This is a genomic window from Mycolicibacterium madagascariense, from assembly GCF_010729665.1.
Taxonomy (GTDB): Bacteria; Actinomycetota; Actinomycetes; order Mycobacteriales; family Mycobacteriaceae; genus Mycobacterium; species Mycobacterium madagascariense.
In genome coordinates, this window is sequence record NZ_AP022610.1 from 3,581,573 (window position 1) to 3,599,912 (window position 18,340).

At 70.7% G+C, this 18,340-nt stretch carries 19 protein-coding genes and 1 pseudogene; 5 read left to right on the plus strand and 15 right to left on the minus strand.

Going from position 1 to position 18,340, the window contains the following annotated elements:
- Window position 1: 1 nt before the first annotated feature.
- Together G6N60_RS16870 and G6N60_RS16875 are read right to left on the minus strand one after the other, a co-directional pair.
- Window positions 2–517, minus strand: coding sequence for a tripartite tricarboxylate transporter TctB family protein (locus G6N60_RS16870; RefSeq protein ID WP_163739413.1), 516 nt, complete (start codon window positions 515–517; stop codon window positions 2–4).
- Window positions 514–1,512, minus strand: coding sequence for a Bug family tripartite tricarboxylate transporter substrate binding protein (locus G6N60_RS16875; RefSeq protein ID WP_163739415.1), 999 nt, complete (start codon window positions 1,510–1,512; stop codon window positions 514–516). Before G6N60_RS16875 ends, G6N60_RS16870 begins: the two co-directional genes overlap by 4 nt.
- 140 nt (window positions 1,513–1,652) lie before the next feature.
- Here G6N60_RS16875 and G6N60_RS16880 point away from each other — a divergent pair, with 140 nt between their 5' ends.
- The 3 genes from G6N60_RS16880 to G6N60_RS16890 are packed head-to-tail and all read left to right on the plus strand — an operon-like array spanning window position 1,653 to window position 4,612.
- Window positions 1,653–3,230: a sensor histidine kinase gene (locus G6N60_RS16880; protein WP_163739417.1), complete on the plus strand. Its 1,578-nt coding sequence runs from the start codon at window positions 1,653–1,655 to the stop codon at window positions 3,228–3,230.
- Window positions 3,223–3,906, plus strand: a complete 684-nt coding sequence (locus G6N60_RS16885) for a response regulator (protein WP_163739419.1) — start codon at window positions 3,223–3,225, stop codon at window positions 3,904–3,906. The genes G6N60_RS16880 and G6N60_RS16885 overlap by 8 nt, the downstream gene beginning before the upstream one ends.
- Before the next feature lie 4 nt (window positions 3,907–3,910).
- Window positions 3,911–4,612 (plus strand): M24 family metallopeptidase, encoded by a 702-nt coding sequence (locus tag G6N60_RS16890; protein WP_163739421.1) that lies wholly within the window; start codon window positions 3,911–3,913, stop codon window positions 4,610–4,612.
- Window positions 4,613–4,682: 70 nt separating this feature from the next.
- Here G6N60_RS16890 and G6N60_RS16895 read toward each other — a convergent pair.
- A pseudogene (locus G6N60_RS16895) lies at window positions 4,683–4,961 on the minus strand (DUF2784 domain-containing protein); the annotation flags it as partial.
- 109 nt (window positions 4,962–5,070) lie between these two features.
- Here G6N60_RS16895 and G6N60_RS16900 point away from each other — a divergent pair.
- On the plus strand, window positions 5,071–5,781 hold the full coding sequence (locus G6N60_RS16900) for a type 1 glutamine amidotransferase (protein ID WP_163739423.1): 711 nt from the start codon (window positions 5,071–5,073) through the stop codon (window positions 5,779–5,781).
- Here G6N60_RS16900 and G6N60_RS16905 read toward each other — a convergent pair.
- Window positions 5,772–7,130 carry a TIGR01777 family oxidoreductase gene (locus tag G6N60_RS16905; RefSeq protein WP_163739425.1) on the minus strand — a complete coding sequence of 453 codons (1,359 nt, stop codon included), beginning with the start codon at window positions 7,128–7,130 and terminating at the stop codon, window positions 5,772–5,774. The two genes, G6N60_RS16900 and G6N60_RS16905, sit on opposite strands and share 10 nt — an antisense overlap.
- A 79-nt stretch (window positions 7,131–7,209) precedes the next feature.
- Here G6N60_RS16905 and G6N60_RS16910 point away from each other — a divergent pair, with 79 nt between their 5' ends.
- Window positions 7,210–7,809, plus strand: coding sequence for an alpha/beta hydrolase family protein (locus G6N60_RS16910; RefSeq protein WP_246240782.1), 600 nt, complete (start codon window positions 7,210–7,212; stop codon window positions 7,807–7,809).
- A gap of 16 nt (window positions 7,810–7,825) precedes the next feature.
- On the opposite strand, the gene G6N60_RS16915 is transcribed toward G6N60_RS16910, so the two are convergent.
- From G6N60_RS16915 to ftsW, 11 genes are all read right to left on the minus strand, one after another.
- Window positions 7,826–8,197: a DUF308 domain-containing protein gene (locus G6N60_RS16915; RefSeq protein ID WP_163739429.1), complete on the minus strand. Its 372-nt coding sequence runs from the start codon at window positions 8,195–8,197 to the stop codon at window positions 7,826–7,828.
- A gap of 19 nt (window positions 8,198–8,216) precedes the next feature.
- Complete coding sequence (gene wag31 / locus G6N60_RS16920) at window positions 8,217–9,041, minus strand: DivIVA-like cell division protein Wag31 (RefSeq protein WP_163739431.1); 825 nt, start codon at window positions 9,039–9,041, stop codon at window positions 8,217–8,219.
- Between the two features lie 184 nt (window positions 9,042–9,225).
- Window positions 9,226–9,510: a YggT family protein gene (locus G6N60_RS16925; protein ID WP_163739433.1), complete on the minus strand. Its 285-nt coding sequence runs from the start codon at window positions 9,508–9,510 to the stop codon at window positions 9,226–9,228.
- Window positions 9,511–9,628: 118 nt separating this feature from the next.
- Complete coding sequence (locus G6N60_RS16930; RefSeq protein WP_163739435.1) at window positions 9,629–10,291, minus strand: cell division protein SepF; 663 nt, start codon at window positions 10,289–10,291, stop codon at window positions 9,629–9,631.
- Window positions 10,292–10,310: 19 nt separating this feature from the next.
- Window positions 10,311–11,123, minus strand: coding sequence for a YggS family pyridoxal phosphate-dependent enzyme (locus G6N60_RS16935; RefSeq protein WP_163739437.1), 813 nt, complete (start codon window positions 11,121–11,123; stop codon window positions 10,311–10,313).
- The gene (pgeF, locus tag G6N60_RS16940; protein ID WP_179969705.1) at window positions 11,120–11,827 is read right to left on the minus strand and encodes a peptidoglycan editing factor PgeF; all 708 of its coding nucleotides are present in this window, start codon (window positions 11,825–11,827) and stop codon (window positions 11,120–11,122) included. The genes G6N60_RS16935 and pgeF overlap by 4 nt, the downstream gene beginning before the upstream one ends.
- Before the next feature lie 34 nt (window positions 11,828–11,861).
- A complete protein-coding gene (ftsZ, locus tag G6N60_RS16945) occupies window positions 11,862–13,004 on the minus strand; it encodes a cell division protein FtsZ (protein ID WP_163739440.1) in 1,143 nt (380 codons plus the stop codon).
- A 145-nt stretch (window positions 13,005–13,149) separates the two neighbouring features.
- Window positions 13,150–14,061: a cell division protein FtsQ/DivIB gene (locus G6N60_RS16950; protein ID WP_163739443.1), complete on the minus strand. Its 912-nt coding sequence runs from the start codon at window positions 14,059–14,061 to the stop codon at window positions 13,150–13,152.
- Entirely contained in the window at window positions 14,058–15,515 is a 1,458-nt protein-coding gene (murC, locus tag G6N60_RS16955) for a UDP-N-acetylmuramate--L-alanine ligase (protein ID WP_163739445.1), read from the minus strand. The genes G6N60_RS16950 and murC overlap by 4 nt, the downstream gene beginning before the upstream one ends.
- Window positions 15,512–16,633: an undecaprenyldiphospho-muramoylpentapeptide beta-N-acetylglucosaminyltransferase gene (gene murG / locus G6N60_RS16960; RefSeq protein ID WP_179969706.1), complete on the minus strand. Its 1,122-nt coding sequence runs from the start codon at window positions 16,631–16,633 to the stop codon at window positions 15,512–15,514. The genes murC and murG overlap by 4 nt, the downstream gene beginning before the upstream one ends.
- Window positions 16,630–18,297: a putative lipid II flippase FtsW gene (ftsW, locus tag G6N60_RS16965; RefSeq protein WP_246240784.1), complete on the minus strand. Its 1,668-nt coding sequence runs from the start codon at window positions 18,295–18,297 to the stop codon at window positions 16,630–16,632. Before ftsW ends, murG begins: the two co-directional genes overlap by 4 nt.
- Window positions 18,298–18,340 lie beyond the last annotated feature (43 nt).

The window sequence follows — 18,340 nt, forward strand, 5'->3', positions numbered from 1 at the left end:
ATCACAGAATCCCATCCAAGATCCCTGCGGGCAGCGGGATTCCGAGCCCTGAGTAGAACGCGTAGAAACTCCCGACGCTGAGGACGGCGCCGATCAGGACGTTGCGGACGTGGTGCCTGCTGCCGAGCACGGTCGCGCACCCGGCGAACATCAGGGCACCGCTGATGGCCCAGCCGAGCGGATTCACCAGCAGGATCATGGCCACGAAGATGCCGACCAGGAGTCCGACCGTCCGCCAGTCACTGGGCATGTCGGGATCGATGTCCTCACCCGCGTCGGCCTCCCCCTTCGAGCCGCGCGGGATCGCGATGGCCAGGATCACCGACAGGACGATCAACCCGACGCCGATGGCGACCGGAAAGAGCTTGGGCCCCACGGGATCTACCTTCGCGTACCCGCCGGGCAGGGTGAGCGCGTCGTAGACGAGGAAGGCCCCGACGGCGACGAGCACGGCGCACACCAGATACTGGGCGCGGTCCACGGTCGGTCGCTGCGCGGCGTCGATCGGCCCGGTCACAGCAACCCCAGCTCGGTCAGCGTCGAGGACACGCGCTGGTCCTGATCCCGCAGGAACCGTTCGAACGGCTCTCCGGTCATGAACGCGTCGGTCCAGCCGTTCTTCACCAGTGCCGCCTTCCACGCATCGGTGCCGTGCAGTTCCTCGAGCGCCGTCACCAGCGCGCGCTTGGACTGCTCTGAAATCCCCGGCGGAGCGAGCACGCCCCGCCAGTTGGTGAAGGTGAGATCGATCCCGGCCTCCTTCAGGGTCGGCGCGTCGATGCCCTCGGCCCGCTGGTCACCCGACACGGCGAGGACCCTGACCTGGCCGGCCTCGATCTGGTCGACGTACTCGCCCAGTCCGGAGGTGCCCGCGGCGATCTTCTTGCCGAGCAGCGCGGTGAGGAGGTCTCCGCCGCCGTCGTAGGAGATGAAGTTGACCTTCCTCGGATCGACCCCGACCGCACGCGCCGTCTCCATGGGAAACAGGTGGTCGGGTCCGCCGGGGGATGATCCGCCGCCGATGGTGACCCTGGCCGGATCGGCCTTCCACGCCGCGACGAAGTCGGCGATGGTCCTGAAGGGCGAGTCCGCGGGGACGAGTACGCCCTCCTGCTCCTCGACGACCTTGGCGAGCGCAGTTGCGTTGGTGGCCAGGGCCTTCGAGCCGTTGGTGTACACGGCGCCGACCACGCCGAGGCCCATCATCATCACGAGGTCGCCGTTGCCCTCCTCGTTCATCAGACGAGCCATCGCCACCGTGCCGCCTGCGCCGATGACGTTGAACACCTCGACGCGGCCCGTGATGTCCTCGTCCTCCATGATCTTGACGGCGGTGCGGGCGGTGAGGTCGTAACCGCCGCCAGGGCTGTTGGGCACCATCATCCGCAGACGGTGCAGCCCGGGTTCGTCGCTGCCGCGGGTCACCCCGCACGCCGTCGCCGTGGCGGCGCACACCGCGAGGCCGACGAGCAACGCCAGCCATCGCAGCGACCGCGCCGGTCGTGTTCTCATCAGGGCCGTCCCCCTTCACTTGGTGTGATGCTCAGCAATACTGAACCCTGGAGTGACACAGGTCACTGTTACGGACGAAGAGGAAGTTGTGGTCATTGCGGTCACCATGGGCGACGCGAAGCCTGGCCGGCCAGTTCTTGATGTTTCAGCTGCTGGTGGTCGCGGTCGTGCTCGGTGCCGTCGCCGCGGTGTCGGTGCACCAGTCCACCAGGGAGTTTCGCGACGTCGCCGGTCAGCGAATGATTGCCGTCGCGGAGAACCTGGCGTCCACGCCGATCGTGCGCGACCGGTTCGCCGACCCGTTCGCCGCGCAGCTGCTGGCGCCCGACGTGGACCGGGCCGTGGCCCTGTCCGGGGCGAACGTCGCCGAGATCGCGACGCCGGCGGGTCTGGTCACGGTGTCCTCGGATCCCTCGCGGAACGGGCGGAGGCTGGACCTGACCCACAGCACGGCCATTCACGGGCGGGCATGGTTCGGCGATCTGGACGTCGACGGCGTCCACGGCCTGGCCGGGCAGGTACCGATCAACGACGCGAACGGCGTCGTCCTGGCGGTCGTCTCGGTCTCGCAGCGCTACCCCTCGCCGTGGCAACTGCTCAGCGGCGCGGGCGAACGTCTGCTGGTGTACCTGGGGCTCGGGGCGGCCCTGGGCCTGCTCGCGTCGTGGCTGCTGTCGCGCCGCATCAAGCGCCAGACGCGCGGGCTCGAGATCGCCGACATCGCCGGGCTGGCCGAACACCGGGATGCGTTGTTGCACAGCATCGGTGAGGGCGTGGTCGCGGTCAACAACGACGGCGTCATCACGGTGGTGAACGACAGCGCCCAGCTCCTGCTCGACGTCGCCGCCGACGCCGTGGGCCGCCAGGTCGACGCCGTTGGGCTCGATCCGACGGTGGCCGAGTTCCTGTCCTCCGGCGGCGACGACCGCGACGTCGTGATCGTCACCCGCACCAGGGTGCTGGCCCTGAACCGACGGGCCGCCAGTAGTCAGGGCCGTGGGATCGGTACCGTGACGACGATGCGGGACAGCACCGAGCTGGCGTCCATGCAGGGTCAGCTGTCATCGCACAAGAGCGTCACCGACACCCTGCGCGCGCAAACCCACGAGTTCGCCAATCAGCTGCACACCATCTCCGGGCTGGTACAGCTCGGCGAATACGACTCCGTCCACCACTTCGTCGGTGACCTGACCAGGCGGCGCGCCGAGCTCAACGACGCGGTGACGAGGCACGTCGCCGACCCCGCCGTCGCGGCACTGCTGATCGCGAAGACATCACTCGCCGCCGAAAGCGGTGTGGCGCTGAGCATTACCCCGGACTCGCGCCTGTCGGCGTTGCATCCTGCGCTGGCGACCGACGTGATCACGCTGCTGGGCAACCTGATCGACAATGCGGTCGACGTCTCGGAGGGATCGGCCGCGGCGCGGGTCACCGTCCACCTGGACGACGCCGACGGCATGCTCCTGTCCGTCACCGACTCGGGACCCGGTGTGCCGCAACGCCTTCGGGAGCAGATCTTCGCCCGCGGGGTCACCTCCAAACCCGACGTGCCGGGCGGCCGCGGCATCGGGCTGGCGCTGGTGCGCCTCGTCAGCGTCCAACTCGGGGGCACGGTGCACGTCGCCGACGCGCCGCTCGGCGGTGCGTGCTTCACCGTGCGGTTACCGCCGGCGCGACTCGCCGGCGCCGTCGCCACCGGACGGCCCGATCGTGCGTGAGGTGCTCGTCGTCGACGACGACTTCATGGTCGCCGACATCCACCGCAGGTTCGTCGACCGCGTCGACGGCTTCACCACGGCGGCCACCGCTACGAGCGGTGCGCAGGCACTGGAGATGGCGGCCGCACTGCGGCCCGACCTCATCCTGCTCGACGTCTACCTTCCCGACGTGACGGGGCTGGAGGTCCTGCAACGACTGCGTGCGGGCGGTGACTCCGTCGGCGTCATCATGATCACCGCGGCGCGCGAGCTCGACACCGTCACCGGCGCCCTCGATGGAGGCGCCGCGGACTACCTCATCAAACCGTTCGAGTTCCCGCAGCTGCGCGCGAAGCTCGAGGCGTTCGCCGCCCGAGCCGACGCCCTGGCATCGGCGAGGGGTGTCGACCAGACGCTGATCGACACGCTGTTCGGCGGACCGGTCGCGACCCCGACGGCGGCGACCGACGACGTCCTGCCGAAGGGACTCGGCGCGGTGACCGGACGCCTGGTGCTCGACGCGGTGCGCGACGCGGGCGAGGCGTCCGCCGCCGAATGTGCTGAGCGCGTGGGCATCTCGAGGGTCAGCGCGCGGCGGTACCTCGAACACTTCCTGGGCACGGGTGCGGTGGAGCTGCGCCTGCAGTACGGGGCAGGGCGACCCGAGCGGCGCTACCGCGTCGCTGGCGCACAATAGTGGCATGACGCCCACCGCCGAGAACGTTCGAGTCGAGTCGCTGCAGGAGGCCGAACGCAAGGCTCGGCAGCTGTTCGACGAGGTGGTCGGCCGGGGGTTGATCGTGCCCGGCGTCGGTGAGCGCGAGCTCAGCGACCAGATCCGCGACCTCGCCGACGAGCTGTTCGGCACCCGGCGGTTCTGGCACAAGCGGATCGTGCGGGCCGGCGCGCACACCATGTCGCCCTATGCGGACAACCCGCCCGACGGCGTCATCGGAGCCGACGACATCGTGTTCCTCGACTTCGGCCCCATCTTCGCCGAGTGGGAGGCCGACTTCGGCAGGACCTACGTGCTGGGTGACGATCCCGCCAAGCATCGGCTCGCCGACGACCTGCCGCGGATCTGGGAGGCGGGTCGGGAGTACTTCGTCACGCACCCGAACGTGACGGGCGCCGAGATGTTCTCCTACGTCACCGGGCTGATCGACGACGCTGGGTACGGGCATCCCGCCGAACACGTCGGGCACCTCGTCGGAGAGTTCCCGCACGAACGCATCGCGGGCGACGAGCTGGAGAGTTACCTCACCCCGCCGAACGTCCATCCGATGCGCCGGACCGACGCCGCAGGTCGGGACTGCCACTGGATTCTGGAGGTCCACCTGGTCGATCGGCAGCGGGGCTTCGGTGGCTTCTACGAACAGCTCCTCGACGTCCCGCCGACCTGACCTTCGCCGCGAACAGCACCCATGACGCGACGACGACCACCAGCACCAGCCCCATCACCACGTACTGATAGCGCTGCGGGTACCACACCCCGGTGATGTAGTGGTCGATGAAGCCGTCCGACGCGAGCGGCGGCATGCCGGCTCGCTCGCGCTCCCACCGCTCCAACGCCGTCAGTGGACAGATGAAGTCGACGATCTCGATCGCCACGCACCAGATGACGACCGGAACGTGCAGCCAGATGGTCTTCGGCCACCGCAGCGCCAGGAAACCACCCAGCACGCCGTAGAACACGAAGGCGAAGTGCGCGGCCACGGTCACCGCGACGAGAATCCGGAAGAAGTCAGCCATCACCAACACCTACGATTCGTGCCTTGCTCGGACCCTCCACGATACCGCTCCACCCTGGGTGCGGGCCGTCCGACGCGAAGAGGTGGCCGATCCCCCGTATCCTCGAGCGGTGGCGAAGAAGGTGCTGTTCCTCTACAACGACCCGACCGCAGCGGAGGCGATGCTCGGTGACGCCTTCGTCGAATGCGGTTATGACACCCACACTTTCGAGATCGTCACCGCCGAGGGCGCGGCGGACCCCCGGTTCGACGTGACCCTTCCCGACCCCCGCGACTACGACGCGGTCGTTCCCCTGGGCTCGCGCTGGTCGGTCAACGACGGCGCCCACGGGATGGCGTGGATCACCTCGGAGGTCGCGATGGTCCGCGACGCGCACGAGGCGGGGGTGCCGCTGCTGGGGGTGTGCTTCGGCGGCCAGCTCCTCGCCCATGCGCTGGGAGGCTCCGTCGAGCGCTCGCCGGCCCCTGAAATCGGTTGGTACGACGTCGATTCCGCGCGCACCGACCTCGTTCCCCAGGGTCCGTGGTTCGAGTGGCACTTCGACCGGTTCACGGTGCCCCCCGGCGCCGTCGAGGTCGCGAGAACGGGCAGCGCACCGCAGGCCTTCGTCATGGGCCGCACCATGGGCCTGCAGTTCCACCCCGAGGTCGACGAGGGGCTGCTCGAGCTCTGGTTGGCCGGCGACGGCGCCGCCGAGATCGAGCGGCTCGGCCGCACCGCCGACCAGTTGCGCGACCTGACGCGCCGGGAGCTCGACGCCGCCACCAAGCGGGTGCACCGCCTGGTCCGCAGCTTCGTGGAGACCGTCGCTCAGAGCTGAGCGTGGCCCAGCTGGTGGGCCAGCGCGTCCCCGATCACGGGCTGCCGGAAGCGGTGACCGACCTTCAGCAGCGCTGCCGGTTGGACCCGCTGATTGGCCTCGGCCAGCTCGCGCACACCCTGGCTGCCCAGGAGGAGCCGCGGCCCGAAGGACGGCACCGGAAGGATGGCGGGCCGGTGCAGCACGTGCGCCAACGCCTTCGTGTACTCGGTGTTGCGCACCGGATTCGGCGCCACCGCGTTCACCGGGCCGGTCAGACGGTCGTCGTACAGGGCGCGGTAGTACACGTCGACGAGGTCGTCGATGCCGATCCACGACAGCCACTGCCGGCCACTGCCGAGCCGTCCGCCGACCCCGGCGCTGAACAGCGGCCGCAACAGTCGCAGCGTGCCGCCCCTGGCGGCCTGGACGATGCCCGTCCGCACCGCGACGGTCCGCAACCCGGCCTCGGCGGCGGGGGTGGCCGCCACCTCCCAGTCCGCGACCACGTCGGCGAGGAAACCGTCGCCCTTCGAGGCGTCCTCGGCCAGTTCGACGTCGCCGCGGTCGTATCCGTAGAACCCGATCGCCGAGGCCGTGACGAAGGCCCGCAGGCCGTCCGACCCGCGGGCCGCGAGCTCGGCGAGCTTCCTGGTGGGCTCGATGCGACTGTCGCGGATCGCCGCGCGGTGGGCGTCGGTGAACCTGCCGGCGATCGACGCGCCCGCGAGGTGCACGACGGCGTCCACCCCGTCCAGCAGGTCGGCGGCGGGTGCGTCGGGATCCCACTGCCGTTCGTCCGGCCCGACGGCGCGGTGGCGGACCAGGCGGATCACCCGGTGGCCACCCGAGGTGAGCAGGGCGGTCAGGGCCGACCCGACGAGGCCGGACGCGCCGGTGACGGCGACGGTGATGGGCGCCAGCCCGGCGTCGGCCGCGTCGCGGTGCGCGGCGAGATCGTCGGCGAGCTGCTGGTGCCGGTAGACGAACGTCGGGCGCAGGCCCGCGGCCGGGATCGGTGCCTCGACGCGGTCGTGCACCCGGGTGGCGTCGGGCCCGTCGGCGATGAAATCGTGTGTGTGCCGCCACATTCCGATGACCCGCGGCGGCCAGGAGCGCAGGCCGTCCGACGAGAGCTGGTCGACGAAGCGGTGCGGTGGGTCGAAGTCCGCGCTCTGATGCTGCGCCACCCACCGCAACCCGCCGGGCAGCCCGAGCACGGCGCGACCGTTGGCCAGCGACGACGCCTCGGCGACCACCGTCATCGGCTGCCACGGGGGCACCAGGCGCGGCATCGCGCCGGGCCGGGTGTGCCAGGCGAACACCTCCTCGAGCGGATGGTCGACGACGCTTTCGAACTCGATGCTCACGACGTCCATTCGTAGCGGGTGTCGGCGCGGATGGCCACCACGCCCCAACCGCGGTGCCCGCGGCGACGAATCACCAAACGTGAATTCCCCCGTCACGGCGGGCGTTCTCGTCCTTCCCGGCGGCAAACCGAGAAGCGACGAGCCGTCCCGCGCGTTGCAGCTGGCCAACCTCCGGATCGACCTGATCGTGCAGTCACTGCGGCGGCGGGTGGGCGCCGGCGTCGAGGTGCGACAGGTGCGGTACCGGCTCAGGGGATGGAACGAGGGAGCCCTGGACGCCGTGCGCGACGGCCGGGCGGCGCTGCACGCGCTGAGCGAGACCGTCGGCGACGGCCCGGTGGTCGTCGTCGGGCATTCGATGGGCGGCCGGGTCGCGGCGCATCTGGCAGCCGAGGGAGGCGTCGCTGCCGTCGCTGCCCTCGCGCCGTGGTGGCCGACGAACGACGCCGACCTGATCCCTCCGTCGTGCCGGTTGCTCACCATGCACGGCACCGCCGACACGTGGACCGATCCCGTCGCCTCCCGGCGGCAGACCGAACGGGCCGCCGCCCGCGGCGTCGACGCCACCTGGGTCGGGTTCCCCGGCGCGGGACACTTCCTGCTGAAGGACTACGCCCGGTGGCATCGGCTCACCGCCGACTTCGTCATCGCGCAGTGGTCGGAGCGGTCGCAGACCTAGCGACCACCACCCGGTGTCAGTCGCGCGCGTCCTTGGTGGTCGTCGCCTCGTCGTGCGCCTCGACGCCGACGGCCGAAGTCTCCGGCTCGTCGTGCTCGACGTGGCTGACGGTCGTCTCGGCGTCGGACGGCTCGTCGGGATAGTCCTCGGTGACCTCGGACTCCGGCACCGCGGGCATGACGGTCGTGTCGTGGTCGTGGGTGTCGTCGGCGTCGACGTCACCCTCGGTGGTGCGCGAACGCTCCCGCAGCGCGTCGACGATCAACAGCACGACGCCGATCACGCTCGCCCCGATGCACACCCAGGCGATCAGCTCATTGCTGGTGACGACCGCCGTCACCAGGGCCGCGAGGCCAATGACGGCAAGGACGAGCGCAACGATGAGCATCAGTCAGTCTGCCTAACGGTCAGTTGTTTCCCCGGTTGAACTGGTTGAACCCGCCGCCGTCGTTGTTGGCCGTCGAGTCGACCGGAGCCGCCGACCCGCGCTGGCCGAGCTCTTCGAGCTGCGACTCCAGGTACGTCTTGAGCCGGGTCCGGTATTCGCGCTCGAAGGTCCGCAGCTGCTCGAGCCTGCCCTCCAGCACGGTGCGCTGCTGGTTGATGGTGCCCATGATCTCGGAGTGCTTGCGCTCGGCATCGGCCTGCAGGGCGTCGGCCTTCTCCTGCGCCTGCCGCAGCTGAGCCTCCGAACGCGTCTGCGCGTCGGCCAGCAGGGCGTCGGCGCGGGCCTTGGCCTCCGACACCGTGGTCTCCGCGGTGTGGCGGGCCTCGCTGACCATGGCGTCGGCCTGGGCGCGGGCATCGGCGAGCAGCTTGTCGGACTCCGCCTTGGCGGTACCGGTCAGACGGTCGGCGGTGTCCTGCGCCAGACCGAGGATCTTCGCGGCCCTGACGTGGGAGTCCTCGCTGGCCGGCGCGGCGGCGACGGGCTGCGGCGGCGCCTCGTACGCCGGCTGGGGCGCGGCGACGGGCTCGGGCTCCGGCTCGGGCTGCTGGTACTGCGGGATCGACTGCGTCGCCTGGACGCCGCTGCCGGAACGCGCGGAGGCGAGGTCCTGGTCGAGCTCGGACACGCGCTGGCGGAGATCGGCGTTCTCCTCGATGAGACGAGTCAGCTCGTTCTCGACCAGGTCGAGGAACGCGTCGACCTCGTCCTCGTTGTAACCGCGCTTACCGATCGGCGGCTTGCTGAACGCGACGTTGTGCACGTCGGCTGGTGTGAGCGGCATCGTCTGCCCCCTTGAGGTCTGGACCGGCAACCGGTGTCAAAGTGTAGAGCCATGCTGGAGTAACTGGCGTCCATCCTGTCACAGCAGACCCGGCGGTTGCTGGTGAGGTCCAGAAATAAGAGCGATTTTCACAGTACGAGCAGGCCACGTCGGGCGTGCCAAGCCTCCCAGGGCTAGCTCGAGGTTACTGGCTCCACGCCAGTTCCATGCCGATGAATGCGGCCAGCAGCAGCACCATGATCGACAGGTCGAAACGCACCGCACCTATCGTGAGCTGGGGAATCAAGCGGCGCAGGAGCTTCACCGGCGGGTCGGTCACCGTCATGATCACCTCGAGGACGACGACCATGAAGCCCCGCGGCCGCCAGTCCCTGCTGAACGAGCGCACGAATTCGACGACCACCCGTGCGATCAGCAGCAACCAGAAGGCGAACAGCACGAAGCCCAGGATCGAGAAGAACAGGGACAACGGTGCGACCTCACTCCAGGCGGTGGTGACAGTGGTGACGACGGGGAGGCGAGTCGGGCCGGACTCGCCTCGTCAGCCTACCCGTCCGGCCCTCGTCACCCGTGGTCGTGCGCCCGGTTCACTGATAGGCGTAGAAGCCCGCCTCGGCGATGCGCCGGCGCTCGTCGGCGGTGACGTCGACGTCGGCCGGGGAGAGCAGGAACACCTTGGTCGCGACCTTGTCGAACGAGCCGCGCAGAGCGAACGCGAGTCCGGCCGCGAAGTCGACCAGGCGCTTGGCGTCGGCGTTGTCCATCGACACCAGGTCCATGATCACCGGCGTGCCGTCGCGGAAGCGCTCACCGATGGTGCGGGCCTCGCTGTAGTCCTTGGGGCGCAGCGTGGTGATCTTCGCCAGCGGGCTGCCCTCCTCGAACAGCGCGGCCATCCGGCGCGGCTCCATCGCCACGGCACCGTTGGTCGCCCCGCGCAGGGTGTTGAAGCGCGGGCGTTCGAATTCGCGGCGGCCGCGGAACGAGGGCTCGTCGAGGTAGCTGCCGCGGTATCCCGCTGGGGCGCCTGCCATTTCGCGTTCGAATTCGCGGCTGCTCACGCGGTCCATGCGGTCGTCGTAGCCGGCGGGACGGGCGTCGTACCCGCGGCCGTCGTCGTCGAAGCGCTCGTCCCGGGCGCGACGGGGGTACGCGCGGGGCGAACGCTCCTCGTCGTCGTAGTACTCGTCGTCGTAATCGTCCATCGGAGCCATGCCAAAGTAGGCCTTGACCTTATGCAGTGTGCTCATCGGAGACCCTTCTGATGACTCATGACCGTGTTGTCTGTGATGAAGATGTGACTGGAGTGACTACTCCGGGTGACGTTAGAGGACGTTGACCCATAAGCGCGGTACCGACACGCACACAGGTCGAGCCGTGTCGTACCGCCGTCTCGAGGTCACCCGACATTCCCGCGGAGAGACCGAGCCGTTGCTGGTAGGAAGCCTGTACCCGCCGCAGTTCCTCCTCTAAACGCGTGAATGCCGCTGTGACGTCAGCATTTATCGGAGGGATCGCCATGAGCCCGACGAACTCGAGCCCGTCGGTGGCGTCGGCGAGCGCGCACAGGTCGTCCACGAGGTGCGGCTGCTGCACGTCGACGCCCCCGCGGGCCTCGTCGCCGTCCAGACTCACCTGCAGGTAGACCCGCAGCGGCTCGGCACGCAGCCCCTCGGACATGGCCGCCACCGCCCCCCTGCCGAGCGCCTCGACGAGCGGGGCGCCGTCCACCGAATGCGCGGCGTACGCCCAGCGCGCCACCGCGCGGGCCTTCTTGCGCTGAATGCTGCCGATCATGTGCCAGCGGATCGTCGGCGCGGGGTCCTCCCCCGAGGAACTCTCGGCCAGCTCGGCGATCTTCTTCGACGCCTCCTGCTCGCGCGATTCGCCGAAGGAGCGGCAGCCGAGGTCGATCAGCGTCGCGATGTCGGAGAACGGGAAGAACTTCGTGACGGGCAGCAGCTCGACGTCGGCCGGGTCGCGGCCGGCCGCCGTCGCGGCGTCCGCGATGCGGGTCCGTAGCGCGGCCAGGGCTTCGGCGAGTTCGGCGGCGCGGGCGGAAGTCGTTGCGGCCACGGTCATTCCATCCACACGAGGGACGCCAACCGCCCGGTCGGCGCACCCCGCCGATGACTGAACAGGGCGGGATCGTCGAACGTGCAGCGCGGATCGACGCCCACCGAGGCGACGCCCACGTCGGCCAGCTGTTTGGCGATTCCGGCCCGCAGGTCGAGTCCGGCGGTCCCCCGCGACGTCGTCGTCCGACTGCCGGGCAGCGCCGCCTCGACCTCGTCGGCCATCGCGTCGGGCACCTCGTAGTTGCGTCCGCTGACGGCGGGACCGAGCAGGACCGACACGTCCTCGACGTGCGCGCCCTTGGCGACCATCGCTTCGATCGCGCGGGCGACGACGCCCTTCTGGGCCCCGACCCGCCCGGCGTGCACGGCGGCCACGACCCCCGCACGCGCGTCGGACATGAGCAGCGGGACGCAGTCGGCGGTCACGACCGCCAGTGCGAGTCGCGGCGTCGCCGTCACGAGTCCGTCGGCGTCGTCGATGGTGTGGCCGACGGGTCCGTCGACCGTCACGACGCGATCGCCGTGCACCTGGTTCATCCACACGATGCGGTGTTCGCCGAGCCCGATGGCCGCCGCGAGGCGGGACCGATTGGCCCCCACCGCGACCGGATCGTCGCCCACGTGATCACCGAGGTTGAAGGAGTCGAACGGCGCGGCGGAGGCGCCGCCTGCCCTGGTGGTCGTCACCCGACGGATGCGGAAGGTCACGGTGCCAGTATCCCGGCCGTCGACTCGCCGCAGGTCAGTGGCGCATGAAGGGTGGCACGTCGACGTCGTCGTCATCGTCGCCACCGCCGCCGATGCTCACCGTCGCACCGTTGGTGTGCAGCGGAACGCTGGCGGGATCGATCGACTCGAACGCCGACGACGTGACCTTGCCGGCCCGGCCGGGCGTGATGCCCCCGGCAGCCGATCCCACGACGGGCTTGCGGCTGGGTCCGGCGGCGTCGAAGCCCGCGGCGATCACCGTGACGCGCACCTCGTCGCCGAGGGAGTCGTCGATGACGGTGCCGAAGATGATGTTGGCCTCGGGGTGGGCCGCGTCCTGCACCAGCGACGCGGCCTCGTTGATCTCGAACAGGCCGAGATCGCTGCCGCCCGCGACCGACAGCAGCACGCCCTGGGCGCCCTCCATCGACGCCTCCAGCAGCGGTGAATTGATGGCCGTCTCGGCCGCCTTCAGCGCGCGGCCGTCGCCGCGGGCCGACCCGATGCCCATCAGCGCGGTGCCCGCACCGCTCATGACGCCCTTGACGTCGGCGAAGTCGACGTTGATCAGGCCGGGCGTCGTGATGAGGTCGGTGATGCCCTGCACGCCGTTGAGCAGCACCTCGTCGGCGCTGCGGAACGCGTCCATGAGCGAGACGGCGGCGTCGCCCATCTGCAGCAGGCGGTCGTTGGGGATCACGATGAGCGTGTCGCAGCTCTCGCGCAGCGCCGCGATGCCCGACTCGGCCTGGTTGGACCGGCGCTTGCCCTCGAACGAGAAGGGCCGCGTGACGACCCCGACCGTCAGCGCGCCGAGCTTGCGGGCGATCGTCGCGACGACCGGGGCGCCGCCGGTGCCGGTGCCACCGCCCTCACCCGCGGTGACGAACACCATGTCGGCGCCGCGCAGCAGTTCCTCGATGTCGTCCTTGGCGTCCTCGGCGGCCTTGCGACCCACCTCCGGGTCGGCGCCGGCGCCTAGGCCACGGGTCGAATCGCGGCCGACGTCGAGCTTGACGTCGGCGTCGCTCATCAACAACGCCTGCGCGTCGGTGTTGATGGCGATGAACTCGACGCCCTTCAGGCCCTGTTCGATCATGCGGTTGACGGCGTTGACGCCGCCGCCACCGATGCCGACCACCTTTATGACAGCGAGATAGTTGTGCGGGGGTGTCATCGGTAGGTTCCTCCTGTGCAAACCCTCAACCTCAACCACAGGCTTAGAGTTATGTCAAGTAGTGTCGCGCAAAAAGAACGGTAGGGCGAGCGCGCGACGTATCGGCGCAGGCGCGCCGCGACACGCCGCGTGATTTTCCGCGGCGTTACTTGACGGTCGGCAGATCGGGACTGGACACGTCGTACGTCGTCCCCGGCTGAGTCAGCAGCGCACCGAGTTTGAGGGCCTTCTCGTCGGTGCGATCGGTGGTCCCCCAGATCACCTGCCGCCCGTCGACCAGCGTCAGCGTGATCGACGCGACCGACGGCGCCGCGATGCGGGCGACCTGACTGGCCACCTCCGGCCGCAGTGCGGTCAGCACCTGCAGCGCCGCAAGGGTGGGCAGGTCCGTCGGGCCCGGCGTGTCGACGTCCAGATACGGCAGCCCCGGCGGCGGCGGTGCCGTCGCGAAGTCGACGCCGTCGCGGTCGAACAGGTGCGGCCCGTCCGGATAGTCCTTGACCACCACGGGGATTCGCTCGACGATGGTGATCCGCAGCGTCGAGGGATACTCGCGTTGCACGCGGACGGTGGCCACCCGGCGGATGGCCGCGACGCGGTCGGCGACGGCGTCGGTGTCGATCTGCAGCAGCGGGGTGTTCGGTGCCACCGCGGCCGCCTGCTCCACCTCGTCCTGGGTCAGGGTGACCAGCCCGGTGATCTGCGTGACGCGCGCCGACATGATGGGCGTGAAGTACAGCAGCAGCCCCGCGCCGACCACCAGCACGCTCACCAGTGCCGACCACATCAGCGCCTTGAGGCCCCGAATGAGGCCGCGCGCAGGTGGTTTCGGCTCGTCGGAGGAACGGGCGGTGACCCGTCGCTTGGCCTCGCGCCTGGCGTTCTCGATTGCGATCGCCCGCTCCTGGGCCGCGCGGCGCTCCTCGCGTTCGCGCCTGGCCCTGCGCCGGGGACCCTCGAACTCACCCGTGCCGGCCTCGTCGGGCGCCTCGTCGAGCTGAGCGGCCGGGTCGGCCTCGGCCTCCTCGGTGGTGGGCGTGTCGGTCGGTTCGGTCACGACGGCCGCGCCCCGGGGACGTCGCGGCTCGCGCGCCGCTGCACGGCGGCCAGGATCTCGGCGCCGAGCAGGGTGACGTCCCCCGCCCCCATCGTCACCACGACGTCACCCGGCCGCGCCGAGGCCGCCACCAGGTCCGCGACCGCCGAGAAGTCGGGCACGTACCGCTTCGCCACGGTGACGTGCTCGGCGACGCTGGCCCCGCTGACGCCGGCGATGGGCTGCTCACGCGCGGCGTACACGTCGAGTACGAACACCTCGTCGGCGCGGCTGAGCGCCTGGCCGAACTCCGCGGCGAAGGTCTGCGTCCGCGAGTAGAGGTGCGGCTGGAACACCACGAGGGAGCGGCCGTGCCCGGCGACGTCCCGCAGCGCCTCGAGCGTGGCGTTCACCTCGGTGGGATGGTGGGCGTAGTCGTCGAACACCCGGACCCCCGCCGCCGTCCCCACCGACTCGAAGCGACGGCGGACGCCCTCGAACGCGGCGAGCCCGTCGAGTACGGTCACCACGTCCGCCCCGGCCCGTGTCGCCGCCAGCAGCGCCCCGAGGGCGTTGAGGGCCATGTGCCTGCCGGGGACCGCGAGCCGCATGCCCCGCGGTTGCGCGTCGCCCGCGAGCTGCACGGTCGCGACGCTGCCGGTGCCCTGCTGCTCCCACTTCACCAGCGCCGCAGCCAGATTCGCGTCGGCACCGTCGTCGCGCGGGGTGCCGTAGCGGAGCACCAGGACCCCGTCGGCCGCGGCGCGGTCGGCCAGCGCCGCCGCCCCGGGATCGTCGACGCACACGACGAGGGCGCCACCCGGGCGCAACCGCGCGACGAAGCGGTCGAACACCGACGCGTAGGCCTGCGCACTGCCGAAGAAGTCGAGGTGGTCGGCCTCGACGTTGGTGACGACCGCGACGTCGGGGGTGTACTCCAGCAGCGAGCCGTCGCTCTCGTCGGCCTCGGCGACGAAGCATTCGCCGCTGCCGTAGTGGGCGTTGGTGCCCGCCTCGCCGAGGTCGCCACCGACCGCGAACGACGGATCGAACCCGCTGCGCTGCAACGCCACGATCACCATCGACGTGGTGGTCGTCTTGCCGTGGGTGCCGGTCACCATCACCGTCGTGTAGCCGTCCATCAACCGGGCCAGCACCTCGGGGCGCAGGATGACCGGAATTCCCCGGCGCCGCGCCTCGACCAACTCGGGATTGTCCTTGGGGATGGCGGCATGCGTGCTGACGACGACGGTGGGCCCACCGGGCAGCATGTCCAGCGACGACGCGTCGTGACCGATCCGCACCTGGGCGCCGCGGGCCCGCAAGGCCGCCACGCCCCGCGACTCCTTCGCGTCGGACCCCGAGACCTCCCCGCCCCGGTCCAGCAGGATGCGGGCGATGCCCGACATGCCCGCGCCGCCGATGCCGACCATGTGCACGCGCTGCAGTTGCGGCGGCAGCACCCGCGGTGTCATCGCGACGCCCCCCGGACCTGGCTGGCGACCTCGAGTGCCACTTCGGCGACCCGGCGCGCGGCGTCGGGGTGGCCGGCGAGCGTGGCCGCGGTCGTCATGTCGGACAGGCGCTGGGGGTCCCCGAGCAGCACGCGGACGGTCTCGGCGACGAACGCCGAGGTCAGGTCGGCGTCGGACACCAGCATTCCGCCACCCGCACCGACGACCGGAAGCGCGTTGAGCCGCTGTTCGCCGTTGCCGATCGGCAGCGGAACGTACACCGCGGGCAGCCCGACGGCCGTCACCTCGGCCACCGTCATCGCGCCTGATCGACAGATCGCGAGGTCGGCGGCGGCGTAGGCGAGGTCCATCCGGCTGAGGTACGGCACCGCGACGTAGGGCGGGTCGCCGGGGGCCCGCTCGCGTAGGTCGAGCTCGTTCTTGGGCCCGTGGGCGTGCAGGACCGAAATGCCCGCGGCGGCAAGCTCTTCGGCGGCCCCGGCGACCGCGCGGTTGAGCGACTGCGCCCCCTGGGACCCGCCGAACACCAGCAGCACCCGGGCGTCGTCGGCGAACCCGAAGTGCGCGCGGGCCTGCGCGCGCAGCGCGGCGCGGTCCAGGGACGTGATGGCCTCGCGGACCGGTACGCCCACCACCTCGACGTTGGGCAGCCCCGGCGCGGGCACCGCGGACAGCACCCGCCGCGCGGTGCGGGCACCGACGCGGTTCGCCCACCCCGCGCTGGCGTTCGCCTCGTGGACCACGACGGGCACCCGGTGCCTGCCGAGCGCGCCCCCGCGGGCCGCGAGGTAGGCGGGCAGGGCGACGTAGCCGCCGAAGCCGATCACGACGTCGGCGCCGACCCGGTCGAAGATGGCGCGGGTCTCGCGGACCGCGGTGCGCACGCGCAGCGGCAGCCGGGCGAGGTCACCCGAGGGCTTGCGGGGCAGCGGGACGGGTGTGATCAGCTGCAGGTCATAGCCGCGCTCGGGCACCAACCGCGTCTCGAGCCCGCGCGCGGTGCCCAGCGCCGTGATCCGCACCTCCGGTACGAGGGCGACGAGGGCATCGGCGACCGCCATCGCGGGCTCGATGTGCCCCGCCGTGCCACCACCTGCGAGGACCACGGACACGCTCACCCGTAACGCTGACCTTCCAGACTGCGAGCCCCCCGGCTCAGTTGACGCTGACGGCCTCCATGATGCCCTGAGCCCTTGGCCGTCCGATCGGCCGCATCCGCCGTGGCGCGCCTGCGCTCCCCCGCGGGCACGCGGGCCCGGCTCGGCTTCTTCCGCGACGCGGCCTTCGACGGCTTCGGCTCGGGCGCGGGCTTCGACCTCGAGGTGGGCTTCGGTGTGGGCTTCGGCTTGGGTTTCGACCAGGCCTTGGGTTTCGCGGCCTTGGGCTTCGACGGGGGTTTGGCCTTCGACGGGGGCTTCGGCTTCGGCGGGGGCTTGGGCTTGTCGGGGGCGGGCTTGCCCGACCGGGTCCGCAGCCGGTCGCGGGCCGTCTCCAGCCGGGTCGGCATGTACGGCTCGGGCAGCGGCAGGCGCAGCAGGCGGTTGACCCGGTCCTCGCGGCCCGCGCGCAGCGCCGCCACCGCCTCCGGCTCGTGCCGGGCGGCGTTGGTGATGATGCCCAGCATGAACAGCGTCGTCGCCGTCGAGGTGCCGCCCGCGGAGATCAGCGGAAGTTGCAGTCCGGTGATGGGCAGCAGCCCGACGACGTAGCCGACGTTGATGAACGCCTGCCCGATGACCCACAGCGTCGTGGCGGCGGTCAGCAGCCGCAGGAAGGGATCGGCAGACCTCCTCGCGATCCGCATGCCCGCGTAGGCGAACAGACCGAACAGGCACAGCAGGCCGACCGCGCCGACGAAGCCGAGCTCCTCCCCGATGATCGCGAAGATGAAGTCGTTGTGGGCGTTGGGCAGATAGTTCCACTTCGCGGTGCCCTGCCCGAGGCCGTCGCCGAAGACCCCGCCGTTGGCGAGTGCGAAGCGGGCCTGTCGCGCCTGGTAACCCGAGCCCATGTCGTCGGCGCCGGGGTTGAGCCATGACTGCACGCGGTCGGAGCGGTAGCCCTCCGACATCGCGAGGACGCCCGCGGCGACCACCACGGCGGCCAGCGACGTCGTGAAGACGCGCAGCGGCAGACCGGCGTACCACAGCAGGCCGAGCAGGATGATGCCCAACGACACGGTCTGACCGAGGTCGGGCTGCAGCACGATGAGGAGCAGGGCGATGAATGCGCCCGGCACCAGCGGGAAGAGCATCTCCCGGACCGTCGCCTGCTCCATCCGGCGCGCCGCCAGCAGATGGGCGCCCCAGATCGCGAACGCGATCTTGGCCAGTTCCGACGGCTGCATGGAGAAGCCCGCGACGACGAACCACCCGCGAGAACCGTTGGACTCCTTGCCAATTCCGGGAATCAGCACCAGGACGAGCATCACGATGGTGATGACGAAGCCGGGGAACGCCAGCTTGCGCATGAAGCCGACCGGCGTGCGCAGGGCGATGTAGAACGCGACGAGGCCGACGACGGTCCACAGCACCTGCTTGGCGAAGATGGCCCACGGCGAGCCGTCCTCGTCGTAGGAGTGCACGCCCGAGGCCGACAGCACCATGATCAACCCGAGGGTGACGAGCAGGGCGGCGACGGCGATCACCAGGTGGAAGGACGTCATCGGCCGGCCGAGCCAGGCGCCGAAGCGGGTGCGCGGGGCCATCCCGGTGCGCACCGGGGGCGTCGCCGCAACCGCATCGGGTTTGCTGCGACGTAATCGAGCGAAGATCGTGGTCACGATCGGCGACCGCTGCCGATGGTCACATGAGTCACATCAGCAT